Source organism: Samsonia erythrinae (genome assembly GCF_004342665.1).
In the GTDB taxonomy this organism is placed as follows: domain Bacteria; phylum Pseudomonadota; class Gammaproteobacteria; order Enterobacterales; family Enterobacteriaceae; genus Samsonia; species Samsonia erythrinae.
This window is the reverse complement of sequence record NZ_SMBY01000001.1, coordinates 323,372-340,163: the sequence shown is the minus strand read 5'-3', so window position 1 is coordinate 340,163 and position 16,792 is coordinate 323,372. Positions and strand designations below refer to the sequence as shown.

Annotated in this window: 14 protein-coding genes; 9 read left to right on the top strand and 5 right to left on the bottom strand. The window is 55.3% G+C overall.

Annotated elements, in window-relative coordinates:
• Positions 1 to 170: 170 nt before the first annotated feature.
• From ubiG to EDC54_RS01460, 6 genes are all read left to right on the top strand, one after another.
• A complete protein-coding gene (gene ubiG / locus EDC54_RS01485; protein WP_132452548.1) occupies positions 171 to 893 on the top strand; it encodes a bifunctional 2-polyprenyl-6-hydroxyphenol methylase/3-demethylubiquinol 3-O-methyltransferase UbiG in 723 nt (240 codons plus the stop codon).
• A gap of 344 nt (positions 894 to 1,237) precedes the next feature.
• A complete protein-coding gene (gene nrdA / locus EDC54_RS01480; RefSeq protein WP_132452546.1) occupies positions 1,238 to 3,523 on the top strand; it encodes a class 1a ribonucleoside-diphosphate reductase subunit alpha in 2,286 nt (761 codons plus the stop codon).
• Positions 3,524 to 3,647: 124 nt separating this feature from the next.
• Complete coding sequence (gene nrdB, locus EDC54_RS01475) at positions 3,648 to 4,778, top strand: class Ia ribonucleoside-diphosphate reductase subunit beta (RefSeq protein WP_132452544.1); 1,131 nt, start codon at positions 3,648 to 3,650, stop codon at positions 4,776 to 4,778.
• 3 nt (positions 4,779 to 4,781) lie between these two features.
• Complete coding sequence (gene yfaE, locus EDC54_RS01470) at positions 4,782 to 5,042, top strand: class I ribonucleotide reductase maintenance protein YfaE (RefSeq protein ID WP_132452542.1); 261 nt, start codon at positions 4,782 to 4,784, stop codon at positions 5,040 to 5,042.
• 137 nt (positions 5,043 to 5,179) lie between these two features.
• Positions 5,180 to 6,094 carry an SPFH domain-containing protein gene (locus EDC54_RS01465; protein WP_132452540.1) on the top strand — a complete coding sequence of 305 codons (915 nt, stop codon included), beginning with the start codon at positions 5,180 to 5,182 and terminating at the stop codon, positions 6,092 to 6,094.
• The gene (locus tag EDC54_RS01460; RefSeq protein ID WP_132452538.1) at positions 6,094 to 6,549 is read left to right on the top strand and encodes an NfeD family protein; all 456 of its coding nucleotides are present in this window, start codon (positions 6,094 to 6,096) and stop codon (positions 6,547 to 6,549) included. Before EDC54_RS01465 ends, EDC54_RS01460 begins: the two co-directional genes overlap by 1 nt.
• Positions 6,550 to 6,558: 9 nt before the next feature.
• Here EDC54_RS01460 and cueR read toward each other — a convergent pair whose 3' ends face one another.
• A complete protein-coding gene (gene cueR, locus EDC54_RS01455; protein WP_132452536.1) occupies positions 6,559 to 6,978 on the bottom strand; it encodes a Cu(I)-responsive transcriptional regulator in 420 nt (139 codons plus the stop codon).
• A 116-nt stretch (positions 6,979 to 7,094) separates the two neighbouring features.
• On the opposite strand from cueR, the gene copA reads away from it, so the two are divergent.
• From copA to ybaK, 3 genes are all read left to right on the top strand, one after another.
• Positions 7,095 to 9,821 carry a copper-exporting P-type ATPase CopA gene (copA, locus tag EDC54_RS01450; protein WP_132452534.1) on the top strand — a complete coding sequence of 909 codons (2,727 nt, stop codon included), beginning with the start codon at positions 7,095 to 7,097 and terminating at the stop codon, positions 9,819 to 9,821.
• Positions 9,822 to 9,972: 151 nt separating this feature from the next.
• The gene (locus EDC54_RS01445) at positions 9,973 to 10,791 is read left to right on the top strand and encodes a TraB/GumN family protein (RefSeq protein ID WP_132452532.1); all 819 of its coding nucleotides are present in this window, start codon (positions 9,973 to 9,975) and stop codon (positions 10,789 to 10,791) included.
• Between the two features lie 66 nt (positions 10,792 to 10,857).
• Positions 10,858 to 11,337 carry a Cys-tRNA(Pro)/Cys-tRNA(Cys) deacylase YbaK gene (ybaK, locus tag EDC54_RS01440; RefSeq protein ID WP_132452530.1) on the top strand — a complete coding sequence of 160 codons (480 nt, stop codon included), beginning with the start codon at positions 10,858 to 10,860 and terminating at the stop codon, positions 11,335 to 11,337.
• 104 nt (positions 11,338 to 11,441) lie between these two features.
• On the opposite strand, the gene EDC54_RS01435 is transcribed toward ybaK, so the two are convergent.
• The 4 genes from EDC54_RS01435 to EDC54_RS01420 all read right to left on the bottom strand — a co-directional run bounded on the left by EDC54_RS01435 (position 11,442) and on the right by EDC54_RS01420 (position 16,560).
• On the bottom strand, positions 11,442 to 12,824 hold the full coding sequence (locus tag EDC54_RS01435) for a glycoside hydrolase family 28 protein (RefSeq protein ID WP_132452528.1): 1,383 nt from the start codon (positions 12,822 to 12,824) through the stop codon (positions 11,442 to 11,444).
• A 235-nt stretch (positions 12,825 to 13,059) separates the two neighbouring features.
• Positions 13,060 to 14,043 carry a GTPase gene (yjiA, locus tag EDC54_RS01430; protein ID WP_132452526.1) on the bottom strand — a complete coding sequence of 328 codons (984 nt, stop codon included), beginning with the start codon at positions 14,041 to 14,043 and terminating at the stop codon, positions 13,060 to 13,062.
• Between the two features lie 15 nt (positions 14,044 to 14,058).
• Positions 14,059 to 14,262 (bottom strand): YbdD/YjiX family protein, encoded by a 204-nt coding sequence (locus EDC54_RS01425; protein WP_039353071.1) that lies wholly within the window; start codon positions 14,260 to 14,262, stop codon positions 14,059 to 14,061.
• 144 nt (positions 14,263 to 14,406) lie between these two features.
• Positions 14,407 to 16,560, bottom strand: coding sequence for a carbon starvation CstA family protein (locus tag EDC54_RS01420; RefSeq protein WP_132452524.1), 2,154 nt, complete (start codon positions 16,558 to 16,560; stop codon positions 14,407 to 14,409).
• Between the last annotated feature and the right edge of the window lie 232 nt (positions 16,561 to 16,792).

The following is a 16,792-nucleotide window of genomic DNA, read 5'->3' as shown; positions in this document are numbered from 1 at the left end:
GAAAAATTATATCATAAACCGCCGTTTCGGGGGAAACTCCCTTCCGCGCGGCGGAGTGCCGTTTCCGGCCAGGTTTTTGTCATGAGGGGAGAAAACGACACCGCTGCACGTGACGGCACGAAGGGAGTATACTCGCGGCAGTAGAAAATGACGAAAGGCAGTAATTGCATATGAATAATATAGAAAATCAAACGCCGAACGTTGACCATCAGGAGATCGCCAAATTTGAGGCCATCGCCTCACGCTGGTGGGATCTGGAAGGCGAATTCAAGCCGCTGCATCGTATCAATCCCCTGCGCCTGGGCTACATTTCCCGGCGGGCGGAAGGTCTGTTCGGCAAGAACGTGCTGGATGTCGGTTGCGGCGGCGGTATTTTAGCCGAGAGCATGGCCCGCGAAGGGGCGAAAGTCACCGGGCTGGATATGGGGGCCGAGCCGCTCCAGGTCGCGCGGCTGCACGCACTGGAGAGCGGCATCGCCGTCGATTACGTACAGGAAACGGTAGAAGCGCATGCCGCGGCACACGCAGGTCGCTATGATGTCGTCACCTGTATGGAAATGCTGGAGCACGTGCCCGACCCGCAATCCGTGGTGCAGGCCTGCGCGCAATTGGTCAAACCCGGCGGACACGTCTTTTTCTCCACCATCAACCGCAACGCGAAAGCGTGGATGATGGCGATTGTCGGCGCGGAATATCTGTTGAAAATGGTGCCGCGCGGCACGCACGACATTAAGAAGTTCATTCGTCCGGCGGAACTGATGCGCTGGATTGACGACACGAAACTGCGTGAAAGACATATCACCGGGTTGCACTATAACCCGCTGACAGACCGCTTCAAGCTTGGCCCGAACGTAGACGTGAACTACATCCTGCACACCCGACACGACAAATAACGTTAATTCGGAATACTCTTAAAGCCGCCCGATTTCTCACCGGGCGATTTTTTTAGTTCGCCCGCTAAGCCAATAAAATCATGGCAGCATCTTTTTTTTCACGGAATATTGACATCCGCGTGGCCCTACAGAATCGGGACTCCAGACAATTAACGGTTCAACAACCTGAAATTCACGCCAAAATCAAGCCTTGTTCTAAAACGAATCCAGACTAAAATACTCACCATGTAGTAGCCATTCACCGAAAAAACGCTATATCTAGTATTTATCCACAGAGTTAATCACAGGCATTTCTCTGTGAATAATTAGGGGATATTTTTATTTTCATAACAGGTAATCCCAACATGAACCAGAGCTTGCTCGTTACCAAACGCGATGGCAGTAAAGAAAAAATCAATTTGGACAAGATCCACCGCGTCATTGCCTGGGCCGCAGAAGGTTTACACAATGTTTCCGTCTCCCAGGTGGAACTTCGCTCCCACATTCAATTTTATGATGGCATCAAGACCGCTGACATTCATGAGACCATCATCAAAGCCGCAGCCGACTTGATCTCGCGCGAAAGCCCGGATTATCAGTATCTGGCCGCGCGTCTGGCTATCTTTCACCTGCGTAAAAAAGCCTACGGACAATTCGAACCGCCCACCCTGCTGGATCACGTCAGCAAAATGGTGGAACTGGGCAAATATGACAAACACCTGCTGGAAGACTATAGCCCGGAAGAATTCGCTCAGATGGATGCGTTCATCGATCACTGGCGCGACATGAATTTCTCCTATGCGGCGGTTAAACAGCTGGAAGGAAAATATCTGGTACAGAACCGCGTGACCGGTGATATCTACGAAAGCGCCCAGTTCCTGTACATACTGGTCGCGGCCTGCCTGTTCTCCGGCTACCCGCGTGAAACCCGTTTGGATTACGTAAAACGCTTCTACGACGCGATTTCCACTTTCAAAATTTCCCTGCCGACGCCAATTATGGCGGGCGTGCGCACGCCGACGCGGCAGTTCAGCTCCTGCGTACTGATCGAATGCGGCGACAGTCTGGATTCCATCAACGCCACGTCCAGCGCAATCGTGAAATACGTTTCCCAACGTGCCGGTATCGGCATCAACGCGGGCCGCATCCGCGCACTCGGCAGCCCGATCCGCGGCGGCGAAGCGTTCCACACCGGCTGTATTCCTTTCTATAAACATTTCCAGACCGCGGTGAAATCCTGCTCTCAGGGCGGCGTGCGCGGCGGTGCGGCCACGCTATTCTACCCGCTGTGGCATCTGGAAGTGGAAAGCCTGCTGGTGCTGAAAAACAACCGTGGCGTAGAGGGCAACCGCGTTCGTCATCTCGACTACGGTGTCCAGCTAAACAAGCTGATGTATCAGCGTCTGGTGAAGGGTGAAGATATCACGCTGTTCAGCCCGTCGGACGTGCCGGGGCTGTACGACGCCTTCTTTGCCGATCAGGATGAGTTCGAGCGTTTATATGTGCAGTACGAACAGGACGACAGCATCCGCAAACAGCGCCTTAAAGCGGTTGAATTGTTCTCTCTGATGATGCAGGAGCGCGCCTCGACGGGCCGCATCTATATCCAGAATGTCGACCACTGCAACACACATAGCCCGTTCGATGCGCATGTTGCGCCGGTTCGCCAGTCCAATTTGTGTCTGGAAATCGCATTGCCGACCAAACCGCTTAACGATGTTAACGACGAAAACGGTGAAATCGCGCTCTGTACGCTATCGGCCTTCAATCTCGGCGCGATCGACAGTCTGGACGATCTGGAAGAGCTGGCTACGCTGGCCGTGCGCGCGCTGGATGCCCTGCTGGACTACCAGGATTATCCGATTCCGGCGGCAGAGCGCGGGGCGATGGGACGCCGCACGCTGGGCATTGGCGTGATCAACTTCGCTTACTATCTGGCGAAAAACGGTGTGCGTTACTCCGACGGCAGCGCCAATAACCTGACGCACAGAACGTTTGAAGCCATTCAATACTACCTGTTGAAAGCCTCCAACGTGCTGGCGCGCGAGCAAGGCGCCTGCCCGTGGTTCCACGAAACGACCTATTCGCAGGGTATTCTGCCTATCGATACCTATAAGCGCGATCTGGATGCGATTTGCAACGAACCGCTGCACTTTGACTGGGAAACGCTGCGTAAAGACATCAAAGAATACGGACTGCGTAACTCCACGCTGTCTGCGCTGATGCCGTCTGAAACCTCGTCGCAAATTTCCAACGCGACCAACGGCATTGAGCCGCCGCGCGGCCACATCAGCGTTAAGGCGTCCAAAGACGGTATTCTGCGCCAGGTTGTCCCGGAATATGAAACGCTGAAAGACGCTTACGAGCTGCTGTGGGATATGCCGGGCAATGACGGCTACCTGCAACTGGTTGGTCTGATGCAGAAATTTGTCGATCAGGCAATTTCGTCCAACACCAACTACGATCCGGCGCGTTTCCCGTCAGGCAAAGTCCCGATGAAACAACTGCTGAAAGATCTGGTCACGGCTTACAAGTTCGGCGTGAAAACGCTGTATTACCAAAACACCCGCGACGGCGCAGAAGACGCGCAGGACGACCTGCTGGCAGAGCCGCAGGATGACGGCTGCGAAGGCGGCGCGTGTAAGATTTAAGCCAATACCGTAAAGGCTGCGGTGCAGCCTTTCACCCTTTTATAGCGGGCGTTCCTGCCCGCACCCTACGGGGCTTGCCGTATTCGGCATAAAAAAATGCTCCCGGCATTTTTTGGAGAGACTCATGGCCTATACCACGTTTTCACAGAATAAAAACGACCAGCTACTGGAACCCATGTTTTTCGGTCAGTCGGTTAACGTTGCCCGTTTCGATCAGCAAAAATATGAAATTTTCGAAAAGCTGATCGAAAAACAGCTGTCTTTTTTCTGGCGCCCGGAAGAAGTCGATGTGTCCCGCGACCGCATCGATTATCAGGCGCTGCCCGATCATGAAAAGCACATTTTCATCAGCAACCTGAAATACCAGACGCTGCTGGATTCCATTCAGGGACGTAGCCCTAACGTGGCGCTGCTGCCGCTGATCTCCATCCCGGAGCTGGAAACCTGGGTGGAAACCTGGGCATTCTCGGAAACCATTCACTCGCGCTCCTACACCCACATCATTCGTAATATCGTCAACGATCCGTCACTGGTGTTTGATGATATCGTGACCAACGAAGAGATCCTCAAGCGCGCCAAAGACATTTCCGGCTATTACGACTCGCTGATTGAACTCACCAGCTATTACCATCTGCTGGGGGAAGGGACACATCAGGTCAACGGTAAAACCGTCACCGTGAATCTGCATGAGTTAAAGAAGAAGCTGTATCTGTGCCTGATGAGCGTGAACGCGCTGGAAGCGATTCGTTTCTACGTCAGCTTCGCCTGCTCGTTCGCGTTCGCGGAACGTGAGTTGATGGAAGGCAACGCCAAGATCATCAAGCTGATTGCCCGTGATGAAGCGCTGCACCTCACCGGCACGCAGCACATGCTGAACCTGATGCGTTCCGGCCATGACGATCCCGAAATGGCGCAGATTGCCGAGGAGTGTCAGCAGGAATGTTATGACCTGTTCGTGCTCGCCGCTCAGCAGGAAAAAGAGTGGGCGGAATACCTGTTCCGCGACGGTTCAATGATTGGCCTGAACAAAGATATTCTGTGCCAGTACGTCGAGTACATCACTAACATCCGTATGCAGGCGGTTGGGCTGCCGCTGCCGTTCCAGACGCGCACCAACCCTATTCCGTGGATCAACGCCTGGCTGGTATCCGATAACGTGCAGGTGGCTCCTCAGGAAGTGGAAGTCAGTTCCTATCTGGTCGGCCAGATCGACTCGGAAATCAGCGACGACGATCTGAGCGACTTCCAGCTGTAAGCGATGAGCGATCCAACGATTACGCTGCGCACGTCCGGTGCGCAGTTCGCCTGCTCAGACAACGCGCCATCGCTGCTGGATGTGTTGGAATCCAATCGGATCAGCATTGAATACCAGTGCCGTTCGGGTTATTGCGGCTCCTGTCGCTTACGTCTGGTAAAAGGCAGCGTAGCGTATCGCCAAACGCCGCTGGCCTGCATCCAGCAGGATGAAATCCTGCCCTGCTGCTGCATGCCGCAGGGCGATATCGAACTCGATATTTAACTATCCTTCTTTTCCCGTCCCGTCACTGCCTCTCGCGGCTGCAGACGGGCGTATTTCCTGAACGCTTCAGACGCAAGTGGGTTACACTATCCGTTGAATCATCGTTGCCTGATATAAAACAACCTGGAGGTTTTAGCATGCTCACAGCCATTCCTGTTTTGATCTTTGTTGCGCTCATCATCGTCTGGTCAGGCATCAAAATCGTCCCTCAGGGATACCAATGGACCGTGGAACGGTTTGGTCGCTATACCAAAACGCTGATGCCGGGGCTTAATCTGGTCGTCCCCTTTATGGATCGCGTCGGCCGGAAAATTAATATGATGGAGCAAGTGCTGGATATTCCCTCGCAGGAAATCATTTCGAAAGATAACGCCAACGTCACTATCGACGCCGTGTGTTTTATTCAGGTTATCGATCCGGCGAGCGCCGCCTATGAAGTCAGCAATCTGGAACAGGCCATCGTCAACCTGACCATGACCAATATCCGCACCGTACTGGGCTCGATGGAACTGGATGAAATGCTGTCTCAGCGCGATAGCATCAATACGCGTCTGTTGCACATCGTTGACGAGGCCACTAACCCGTGGGGCATTAAAATCACCCGTATTGAAATCCGCGACGTTCGCCCACCTTCAGAGCTGATTGCCGCGATGAATGCGCAGATGAAAGCGGAACGTAATAAACGCGCCGATATTCTGGAGGCCGAAGGGGTGCGTCAGGCGGCGATCCTGAAAGCGGAAGGGGAAAAGCAGTCGCAGATCCTGAAGGCGGAAGGTTTGCGTCAGTCCGCGTTTCTGGAGGCCGAAGCGCGCGAACGTGCGGCGCTGGCCGAAGCCGAGGCCACCAAAATGGTGTCCGAAGCCATTGCGGCAGGCGATATTCAGGCGGTGAATTACTTTATCGCTCAGAAATATACCGATGCCCTGCAACAGATTGGCTCAGCCAACAACAGCAAAGTGGTCATGATGCCGCTGGAAGCCAGCAATTTAATGGGCGCCATCGGCGGCATTGCCGAACTGGTGAAAGATAGCAAAGACAATCGGGGTAAATAATGGGAATAGAACTGGTGATAGAGAATGCGCACTGGTTCTGGCTGTCGCTCGGCGGCGTGCTCCTCGCGGCCGAAATGCTGGGCGCCAGTGGCTACTTACTGTGGAGCGGCCTCTCGGCGGTGCTGGTCGGGCTGCTGACATGGGTGGCGCCAATCGGCTGGCCGTGGCAGGGAACGATCTTCGCCATCCTGACAATCATTACCGCGCTGCTCTGGTGGTATTGGCTGCGTAAACGCACACTATCCCGACCGCAATCCACGCTTAACCAACGCGGACAGCAATTGATCGGCCTGCGTGCCACGCTCACCGAACCCGTAACCAACGGTTTTGGCCGGGTAAACATCGGCGACAGCAGCTGGCGCGTGAAGTCAGAACAGGCGCTTGCCGCCGGCACGCCGGTTGAAGTGGTTGCCGTTGATGGCATCACGCTGCATGTGCGCTCGGTTGAACGCTAGCAGCACGCACTATTTGGGGGACTCCGTGCCCCCTTTATGGCAGCAGCCCGCCAGATTATTGATGATCGGGCAGTCCGCGCTACCGTCTCCCGGACACTGTTCTGCCAGCGCCAGCAGGCGTTCACGCATCGTTTTCAGTTCTTCGATGTGCGCCTCGATTTCCTGCACTTTCTGTAACGTTCGCGCTTTAACATCAGCACTGCGCCGCCGCGGATCGTTAAATAACGCAACCAGCTCCCGGCACTCATCAAGATTAAAGCCGACCTGACGCGCCTGACGCAGCAGCGTCAGCTCTTCAACATGATGATGATCATAACTGCGATAACCATTCTCGGAACGTAGCGGCGCGGTCAGGAGCTCTTTCTCTTCATAGAAGCGAATCGTTTTACTGCTCAAACCGGTTTTTTTCGCAACATCGCTGATATTCATGACGCCCTCCTTGACCTTACTCTTACTGGAAGGTTTATTGTGCTTAATAACTAATGGAAATCAAATAGCCGGTCAATGCCTTTCCCCTCCGACTGTGATCACAGGAGAAAATTATTATGTCAAGAACGATTGTGTTGTCATTGCAGGGACTGACCTGCGGACACTGTGTTCAACGCGTTAAAAAAACGCTCGATGCGCATCCCGCAGTCGAACAGGCGGATGTCACGCAGCATTATGCAAAAGTCCGCGCAGATGTCGACCCGCAGGTGCTGATCGACAGTATCGAAGAGGCCGGTTATCAGGCACAGCTTGCCCGCACGCCGGACATCACGCTTCAGCTTTCCGGGCTCAGCTGCGGCCATTGTGTCGCGGCCACACGTAAAGCGCTGGAAACCATTCCTGGCGTCGTGGCGACGGATATCACCCAAGAGCAGGCGATCATTTACGGCGACGTCGATGCCGCCACGCTGATGACCGCCATTGAAGAAGCGGGCTATCACGCCAGCCTGCCCGAGAATACCGTCCCAAAAAATGAGCCGCTGGCACAGGTAACAGCGATGCCGGAAGCGTCGCCAGCGGCCAACTCCCCCCTTCCGGCAATGGCTATAGACGCCGCCAGCGGCGATAGCGACGATATACAACTTCTTCTACAAGGAATGAGCTGCGCCAGCTGCGTAACCCGCGTACAAACGGCGCTGCAAAACGTCAGTGGCGTCACGCAGGCGCGCGTGAATCTGGCCGAACGCAGTGCGTTAGTCAGTGGTCATGCCGCGCCGGAAGCGCTGATTGCCGCCGTTGAGCAGGCAGGCTATGGCGCGGAAATGATTCAGGACGAGGAAACACGTCGTGCGCGCCAACAGCAGGTATCTCAGCAGGCAGTGCGCCGCTTTCAGTGGCAGGCCGCGCTGGGCTTACTGCTGGGTGTCCCGCTGATGCTCTGGGGCGTGATGGGCGGCAGCATGAGCCTGACGCCAGAGAGCCGAACGCCGTGGCTTGTCATCGGCATGCTGACGCTGGCAGTGATGATCTTCGCTGGCAGCCACTTTTACCGCAATGCCTGGCGCAGCCTGAAAAACGGTACCGCGACGATGGATACGCTGGTAGCGTTGGGAACCGGCGCCGCCTGGCTTTACTCCATCACCGTTAACCTGTGGCCGGATCTTTTTCCGCCGACGGCGCGCCATCTTTATTACGAAGCCAGCGCCATGATCATCGGCTTAATCAACCTTGGCCATGCGCTGGAGCAGCGCGCCCGCCAGCGCTCTTCGCAAGCGCTGGAACGGCTGTTGGATCTGACGCCCCTTTCCGCCCGCGTCGTTACGCCGGAAGGCGAAAAATCGATCCCGCTGTCCGAGGTACAGTCGGGTATGACATTGCGCCTGACAACCGGCGATCGCATTCCTGTCGACGGCGAGATCCTGCAAGGAGAGCTGTGGGTGGATGAAGCCATGTTGACCGGAGAGCCGATTCCACATGCCAAAAAGTCCGGCGATCGCATTCACGCCGGCACACTCGTTTCCGACGGCAGCGCGCACTTTCGCGCAGACGCCATCGGCAATCAAACCACGCTGTCGCGCATCATCCGGCTGGTCAGGCAGGCACAAAGCAGTAAACCCGCTATCGGACAGCTGGCGGATCGCATTTCTGCCGTGTTCGTCCCCGCCGTCGTGGCTATCGCGCTTCTCAGCGGCGCCATCTGGTTCTTTATCGGGCCACAGCCGCAGATCGTTTATACGCTGATTGTCGTCACCACCGTGCTGATCATCGCCTGCCCCTGCGCGCTCGGGCTGGCTACGCCGATGTCGATTATTTCCGGCGTCGGACGCGCGGCGGAATTTGGCGTATTGGTACGGGATGCCGATGCGCTACAGCAGGCGAGCCAGCTTGACGCGCTGGTATTCGATAAAACCGGCACGCTCACCGAAGGACAACCGCACGTGGTGGCGATCCACCCCTTCGGCGACGTCACGGAAACGCAAGCGCTGCGCTGGGCGGCTGCGCTGGAACAGGGCGCCAGTCATCCGCTGGCGAAGGCCATTCTTGAACGTGCGGGTAACGCCACGTTAGCGCCCGTCGCTCAGTTCCGCACCCTGCGCGGTCTGGGTGTGAGCGGCAACATCGATGACGCGGAGCTGCTATTGGGGAACCCGGCGCTGCTCAGGCAGCATCAGGTCGATATCACGGCAGGCGAAGCGCTGCTCAATGAGCAGGCAGAGCGCGGCGTCACCCCCGTTTTGCTGGCTGCTGATGGCAAGCTCGTTGCGCTGTTCGCCATTCACGATCCGCTGCGCGCGGATAGCGTCAGTGCCTTACGGCGCCTACGGCAGCAGGGTTATGAGCTTATCATGCTCACGGGGGACAACCCGGTCACGGCGGCAAGCATCGCAAAAGACGCCGGTATCGATCGCGTGATTGCCGGCGTGCTACCCGACGGTAAGGCCGACGCGATCAAGGCATTGCAGGCCCAAGGCAAACGCGTCGCGATGATTGGCGACGGCATCAACGACGCCCCTGCGCTGGCGCAGGCCGATGTCGGCATCGCGATGGGGGGCGGCAGCGATATCGCCATTGAAACCGCCGCCATCACCCTGATGCGTCACAGCCTGCACGGCGTCGCCGATGCGCTGGCGCTCTCCAATGCCACGTTGCGCAATATGAAGCAGAACCTGCTGGGGGCGTTTATCTATAACTCGCTGGGGATCCCGATTGCGGCGGGTGTACTCTATCCACTCACCGGCACGCTTCTCAGCCCGGTCGTCGCCGGTGCGGCCATGGCGCTCTCTTCCATCACCGTCGTCGGCAACGCCAACCGCCTATTGCGTTTTAAACCTAAAGGTGAATAAACTCAGAGCGTCATCGCCATAACAACGATGACGCTCGCTTTCTTTCACATTCGCTTCTGACAACGCCATCACGTCATCACTCCCTCAGTATGCCTTGTCTTGTTCTGTCTCTAGCGTTTAGCATAGCGGTCTCACATCAGGAGACAACACCATGGGGCAACTGCTGCGTAGAATCGCGACGTTTCTTGGCTTTATCCCACCACTGGCTTACGCCTACCCCGCGATGGACGTTGAGCTTGCCAACGCACGCCAGTTTCATCTGGTGGGCAGCATTCATATGGGCAGCCAGCAAATGTCGCCGTTGCCCGATACTTTGCTGCAACAGCTCAGCCGCGCGACGGCCCTTATCGTCGAGGCCGATATTTCCGACGCCCACTCGCCCTTTGGCAACAGCGACGCCGAGCGACCGCTCGCGCAGCGTCTGAGCCCGGAACACTATCGGCAATTGCAGATCATCTGCCATTCGCTCGCTTTCCCGATGGAAAATATCGATACGCTTCCGGCATGGCAAGCCGCGCTGACGTTGCAGGCAAGACAGGCGCAACTGCTGGGGCTACGTCCCGATTACGGCATTGATTATCAGTTGATTAACGCGGCAAAATCTCACGGCATTCACATCATCGAACTGGAAGGACAGCAAACGCAGGTGGACCTATTACGGCAGTTGCCGCAGGGCGGCCTGCCGTTACTGGAAGACACGATTAAGCACTGGCGCACCAACGCGCGGCTATTGCAAACCATGGTGAGCTGGTGGCTGGATAGCAAACCCGGCAAGTATAAACCGGATATCCCCGCAACGTTTGGCAATGAAATGACCGATCTGCTGATGAGCCAGCGTAACCGCCGCTGGCAACAACAGCTTCAGGCGCTGCCTCCCGGCAACTACATTGTCGCCGTGGGGGCCCTGCATCTGTACGGCGATGAAAATTTACCTTCGCTGTTAAAAAACAAGCGTTCAGACGGCGAATGAAGAATAACCCGACGCACAACGGCGTCCGCAAGATGGCCCTCACACCGGGCTAAGGACAGTAAAATCATGACACCCGCAGTCAAACTGCTCGAAAAGAATAACGTCCCTTTCACGCTACACAGCTATCACCACGACAGTGACGAAACGAATTTTGGTGAGGAAGCGGCCAGAAAGCTGGGGCTGAATAAAGCACAGGTTTATAAAACGCTGCTGGTTTCGCTGAATGGCGACGCAAAAAATCTCGCGGTGGCCGTCACGCCGGTCGCCGGGATGCTGGATCTGAAAAAAGTGGCACGGGCGCTGTCCGCCAAGAAAGCCGATATGGCCGACCCAACCATCGCTCAGCGCGTGACGGGCTATCTGGTGGGGGGGATCAGCCCGCTGGGACAGAAGAAACTGCTGCCGACCGTGATTGATGAACCGGCGCGCGAGTTCGCGACTATTTTTATTTCCGGCGGAAAACGCGGGTTGGACATCGAACTGGCTGCGGAGGATCTTGCCCGCCTGCTGCGCGCTACCTTTGCCGATATCGCCAAGCATGACTAGTTCCCGCGATTACGCGAGTTAACCTGCCCGGCGATATCATGAAACGAAGCAGATAGCAGAGGACGCCACGGCCGGTGTGTCCCCTGCTACCGCTTCATCATCGGTTACCGATCGACTTTAGCGCCCTTATCCAACTGCATAACCGGGCCTTGTTTCACATTAACCGTCAGTCCGCTGGTTTGCAGTTCCGCATGCCTGACGCGGATCCCTTTCTCCGCATCAATGCGCACGTTATCAAAGTGGAAACCACTGAGCGGCGCTTCCGGCACGCCGATAATGTACGCTGCCGCCTTGGTTTTACCGGTCGATTCCAGGTTTTCAATCGTCACATTGCTAAAATGCGGCGTCTTATACTTATCAAACGGCTGCGCAGGATCGCTATCCGGCGGATAAATCTGTTCGCCCATCGTAAAGCCGCCTTCGGCCAGCATCTTGTCGACCTCCGCCTGCACAATCGGCGCGGCTTTATAGTAGCCGGCAAAAACCAGCGGGATTTCGACATCCACCATTTTAGTATTGCGATAAATGATATTTTTCACCTCACCGCCTTTACCGCGCGAGGTCTTGATTCGGATACCGTACATCGAGCCTTCAAACCGGTTATTTTCAACCAGCACGTTATTCACGCCGCCGGACGTTTCACTACCGATGGAAATACCGCGCCCTTGCTTCAGGATATTGTTGGCAATATAGATGTTATCCACCACGCCGTTCGGGAAACGGCTGTCCGGTTTTTCGGCTTTTATCGCGATATGGTCGTCATTACAGTCGATATAGTTATTGGTGATGCGAATATTCTGGCTGTCGATCGGATCGATGGCATCCGTATTCGGCGCATGCCACGGCGACAGTATTCGGGTACCGTTCACATCCACATCCTGTGAGTAGCGCATAACGACGTGGAAGCTGGGAGAGTGGGTCAACGTTACACCGTCAACCAACACGTTACTGGCGTTTTTGATATAAATCAGACGCGGGCGGTCTGTCCCCCCTTTTTTGCCGGTGGCACGGATATTCGCACGCCAGCGTTCCCACCAGACAGCGCCCTGCCCATCAATGGTGCCTTCTCCCGTTATGGCGACGTTCTGCGCATCGGCAATGCTGATAAAAGGAAGCCAGCCATTTTCCGCTTCCGCATAACGGTTTTTTTCCGTTGCGCGATACGCGGCCTCTTCGGTCGACGCGACGATGGTCGCCTCTTTGGCCAGATTTAGCCGGATGTTACTTTTCAGGAACAGCGGATCGACCAGATAGTTACCACGGGGAACCTGCACCGTCCCACCGCCAGCCGCAGCGCAATCATCAATCGCTTTCTGAAAAGCCTGGGTATTGAGCGCGATCTGTAGGCGGTGCCCTTCAGCCCCGTATTGCGTTACGTCACAAATTTTATCGGGAAATTTCACTGAACTAGCCGCTTGCACCGTACCAACGTGAATCCCCACTGTAATGCAGGAAGCCATTAACGACAAAGTAAGACCACTACGCATAGTCACCCCAATAAAATGAAATATCATTTCAACAAAATAACACCGATATTCCATTAAAAAGCGAGAGACGATCACGTTTTAGATGTGTCTGTAATAATTACCATATGGTAGGGATTTTTTCGTGCAATCGCACAATGTTACCTGCCGCGTAACACAAGCAAGTTAAGGAATCGCAAGGGGCGAGACAACCACGATCGTGCTGGCCGAACGGCCAGCACAGACGAGAGGAACAGGACTATGCCGTCAGGCGGGCAAAAGCGTCACGGATCTCCTGTTCAGGTAAGTCCACCCCGATAAACACCAGCACGCTCTTTCTTTCTTCATCAGGCTGCCATTCTCTGTCCCAATCGGCGCTGTATAGGCGCTGAACGCCTTGAAACAGGAGGCGGCGCTCATCACCGTGAATCGCCAGAATGCCTTTATAACGCAGCAGATTATCGGAAAATTGCAGCAACAGGTTTTCCATCACGTCAGAAACAGCCTGAAGCTCAACGCCGTTATCGAGAGACACAACGATCGAGTGCACATTATTCTGCTCAGGGGCAATAAAACGGAACACCGGCGTTTTGACGGCCAGTTCGTCGTTGAGAATAAAACCATTGATATTAAACAGCACGTCCAGATCGATATCGCCGTGGACGACAGGGTAAATCGGCGCACGCGCATTGATACGCTGAAGACGCTGCACCAACGCTTCATCCTCACCGGCCACATCGGTTTTACTTAGCAAGATCCGATCGGCATAGCCAATCTGCGATTGAGCGATGGTAAACTGATCGAGCTGCTGCTGCGCGTGAACGGCATCCACTAACGTGATAATACCGTCTAAAACAAAGCGTTCACAGATAACGTCATGAGAGAAGAACGTCTGCGCCACCGGCCCCGGATCGGCCATACCGGTGCATTCAATCACTACGTGGTCAAAATCCAGCGTCCCGTTATCCACACCGTCCAGCAAATCGAGCAGCGCATCAGCCAGCTCATTGGACTGCGAACAGCAGATGCAACCGTTGCTTAAGGTCGTGATCTGGCTGGCACGTTCGCCGATCAAGGTATGATCAATCGGCACTTCGCCAAATTCGTTTTCAATCACGGCAATTTTATAACCGTGGTCGGCATTGAGAATATGCCGTAATAACGTGGTTTTCCCCGCGCCAAGAAAGCCGGTCAGAATAGTGACATACACGGGTTTAGCCGCAACAGATAAAGATTGAGTCATAACAGATTCCCAAGTCTAACAGCAACGCATCCCGCCTTTGCCATCCCCGCCGTAACGCGCCTGCTGGCGTTCGCGGAAGAATTCCTCATACGTCATCACCGGTTTATCCGGATGATTCGTCTGCATATGCTGAACATAGGTATCATAGTCTGGCATACCGACCAGCATGCGCGCCGCCTGGCCCAAATATTTTCCTGCTTTTCCCAGATTGCCGAACATCATTACCTCCAGACCATCGCCAGCGATAGCAGCGATATAAAAAATACCCCGTATAACGTTATACATTATACAGGGTATCTGTCCCCGTCATCTTTCTCGTTCGGCCTTGTTAGCCGTCTCGCAAAATCTGACGGGGTGTAGAACTTAGTGGCCGGAAGAAACTTTCACGCCGCCTTCAGGAACCGGCACGTAAGGCGTTTCCTGATCGGTGCGTTCTGGCACTTTACGTGCAGCCAGCGCCTCTTTGATACCGTAAGCGATGATGCTATAGACCACAATCAGGAACAGGATACTCAGTCCCGCGTTGGTATAGTTGTTCGTCACGATATGATTCATGTTCGCAATCTGCTGCGCACTCAGATCGGCACCACCTTCCACAATCTTGCCCTTGAACATGTTCGCCATGTAGAAGAAACCTTCCAACTGCGGGTTATCACTGAACAGTTTCAGCCCCAGCGCCCAGGTCGTACAGATCAGCAGCCAAATCGCCGGAACCAGCGTGACCCAAATGTACTGTGCACGCTTCATCTTAATCAGGATCACCGTACCCAGCACCAATGCCACAGCCGCCAGCATCTGGTTGGAGATACCGAACAGCGGCCACAGGCTCTTCACGCCGCCCAACGGATCGACGACACCCTGATACAACAGATAACCCCATAGACCGACGCAGCCCGCCGTACCAATGATACCCGCAACCAGCGAGTCGGTTTTTTTCAGGAATGGAATGAAGTTACCCAACAGATCCTGCAACATGAAACGACCAGCACGCGTACCCGCATCCAACGCCGTCAGAATGAACAACGCTTCAAACAGAATACCGAAGTGATACCAGAAGCCCATGTCGGCGCTAGGAATGATCTGGTGGAACACGTGTGCGATACCCACCGCCAGCGTAGGCGCGCCGCCTGCACGGTTCAGAACGGAAGGTTCACCGATGTCTTTCGCCGTTTGCAGAATCTGCTCGGGAGAAATCACAAAACCCCAGGCGCTAACGGTTGCCGCCGCGTGTGCAGAAACGTCCTGCAACTGTGACAGAATCATCGGCGCATCCGTGGTGCCCAGTCGGTGCAGATCCGGCATCGTAATCCCCAGCGCGGCCGGCGGGGTATTCATCGCGAAGTACAGACCCGGTTCAATGATAGATGCCGCAACCAGCGCCATCACCGCGACGAAGGACTCCATCAGCATCGCGCCATAACCGATGAAGCGCGCATCGTTTTCGTTAGCCAGTAATTTCGGCGTCGTACCCGACGCGATCAGCGCATGGAAACCCGACACGGCGCCACAAGCGATAGTAATGAACAGGAATGGGAACAACGTACCTTTCCAGACCGGACCGGTGCCATCCACAAACTGCGTTACCGCCGGCATTTTCAGATCCGGATTCAGGATCACGATGCCAATCGCCAGACCGACGATCACGCCGATCTTCAGGAAGGTCGCCAGATAGTCACGCGGAGCCAGGATCAGCCACACCGGCAGCAGTGCGGAGACAAAGGCATAACCGATCAGGGTATAGGTGATCGTCGTGTCTTTGAAGGTCAGCGCCGGGCCCCAGTACGGGTCGTGGGCAACCACGCCCCCGAACCAAATCGCCAGCACCAGCAGAACGATACCGATTACCGAGACTTCACCCACTTTACCCGGACGGATAAAGCGCATGTAAATCCCCATAAACAGCGCGATCGGCACCGTCGAGCACACGGTAAACACGCCCCACGGGCTTTCCGCCAGCGCTTTGACCACAATCAGCGCCAGCACGGCCAGAATGATAATCATAATGAGGAAACAGCCGAACAGCGCAATCGTGCCCGGTACAGGCCCCAGCTCTTTCTTGACGATTTCGCCCAACGACGCGCCGTTACGACGGGTAGAGATAAACAGTACCATGAAGTCCTGTACCGCCCCCGCCAACACCACGCCGGCCAGCAGCCATAAGGTGCCCGGCAAGTAGCCGACCTGCGCAGCCAGCACCGGCCCAACCAGCGGGCCCGCCCCGGCGATCGCGGCAAAATGGTGCCCGAACAGCACGTTGCGGTTCGTCGGCACATAGTTAAGACCGTCATTGTTCACAACGGCCGGGGTCGCTCTGGTCGGATCCAGCCGCATGACTTTTTGCGCAATATACAGACTGTAGTAGCGGTAAGCCACGAGGTAGACGGCGACAGAAGCGACAATAATCCATAATGCACTGATATGCTCACCGCGGCGTAGTGCAACCACGCCGAGGCAGGCTGCCCCTATGATCCCAAGAATCATCCAGGGGATGTGTTTAAGAATGGTACTGCTCTTCATAAGACATCCTTCAATTTAAAATCATCGTTATTTGATTTTTTAGCGGTAGAAAGGTGAACGCGGGTAACGCAAGATGCGATGGCATGGTCATCACGTCTTGCTGATAAAAAGATTATGGCGGCACGATACGCCATCGCGTGCGCGCGTGGGGCGGGTATTTGCGTAGGCGGTAGAATAGCGGGCTAAGCGGTTAGAATGACGCAATGAGTGGTGGGAGAGATATCGGGCGCAT

Bases quoted from the DNA above. Each gene is read 5' to 3' on its own strand.
- cueR (WP_132452536.1), bottom strand. From the start codon at position 6,978: ATGAATATCAGCGATGTTGCGAAAAAAACCGGTTTGAGCAGTAAAACG.
- EDC54_RS01435 (WP_132452528.1), bottom strand. From the start codon at position 12,824: ATGCGTAGTGGTCTTACTTTGTCGTTAATGGCTTCCTGCATTACAGTG.
- EDC54_RS01420 (WP_132452524.1), bottom strand. From the start codon at position 16,560: ATGAAGAGCAGTACCATTCTTAAACACATCCCCTGGATGATTCTTGGG.
- nrdA (WP_132452546.1), top strand. From the start codon at position 1,238: ATGAACCAGAGCTTGCTCGTTACCAAACGCGATGGCAGTAAAGAAAAA.
- copA (WP_132452534.1), top strand. From the start codon at position 7,095: ATGTCAAGAACGATTGTGTTGTCATTGCAGGGACTGACCTGCGGACAC.
- yjiA (WP_132452526.1), bottom strand. From the start codon at position 14,043: ATGACTCAATCTTTATCTGTTGCGGCTAAACCCGTGTATGTCACTATT.
- EDC54_RS01465 (WP_132452540.1), top strand. From the start codon at position 5,180: ATGCTCACAGCCATTCCTGTTTTGATCTTTGTTGCGCTCATCATCGTC.
- ubiG (WP_132452548.1), top strand. From the start codon at position 171: ATGAATAATATAGAAAATCAAACGCCGAACGTTGACCATCAGGAGATC.
- EDC54_RS01445 (WP_132452532.1), top strand. From the start codon at position 9,973: ATGGGGCAACTGCTGCGTAGAATCGCGACGTTTCTTGGCTTTATCCCA.
- ybaK (WP_132452530.1), top strand. From the start codon at position 10,858: ATGACACCCGCAGTCAAACTGCTCGAAAAGAATAACGTCCCTTTCACG.
- yfaE (WP_132452542.1), top strand. From the start codon at position 4,782: ATGAGCGATCCAACGATTACGCTGCGCACGTCCGGTGCGCAGTTCGCC.
- EDC54_RS01460 (WP_132452538.1), top strand. From the start codon at position 6,094: ATGGGAATAGAACTGGTGATAGAGAATGCGCACTGGTTCTGGCTGTCG.
- nrdB (WP_132452544.1), top strand. From the start codon at position 3,648: ATGGCCTATACCACGTTTTCACAGAATAAAAACGACCAGCTACTGGAA.
- EDC54_RS01425 (WP_039353071.1), bottom strand. From the start codon at position 14,262: ATGTTCGGCAATCTGGGAAAAGCAGGAAAATATTTGGGCCAGGCGGCG.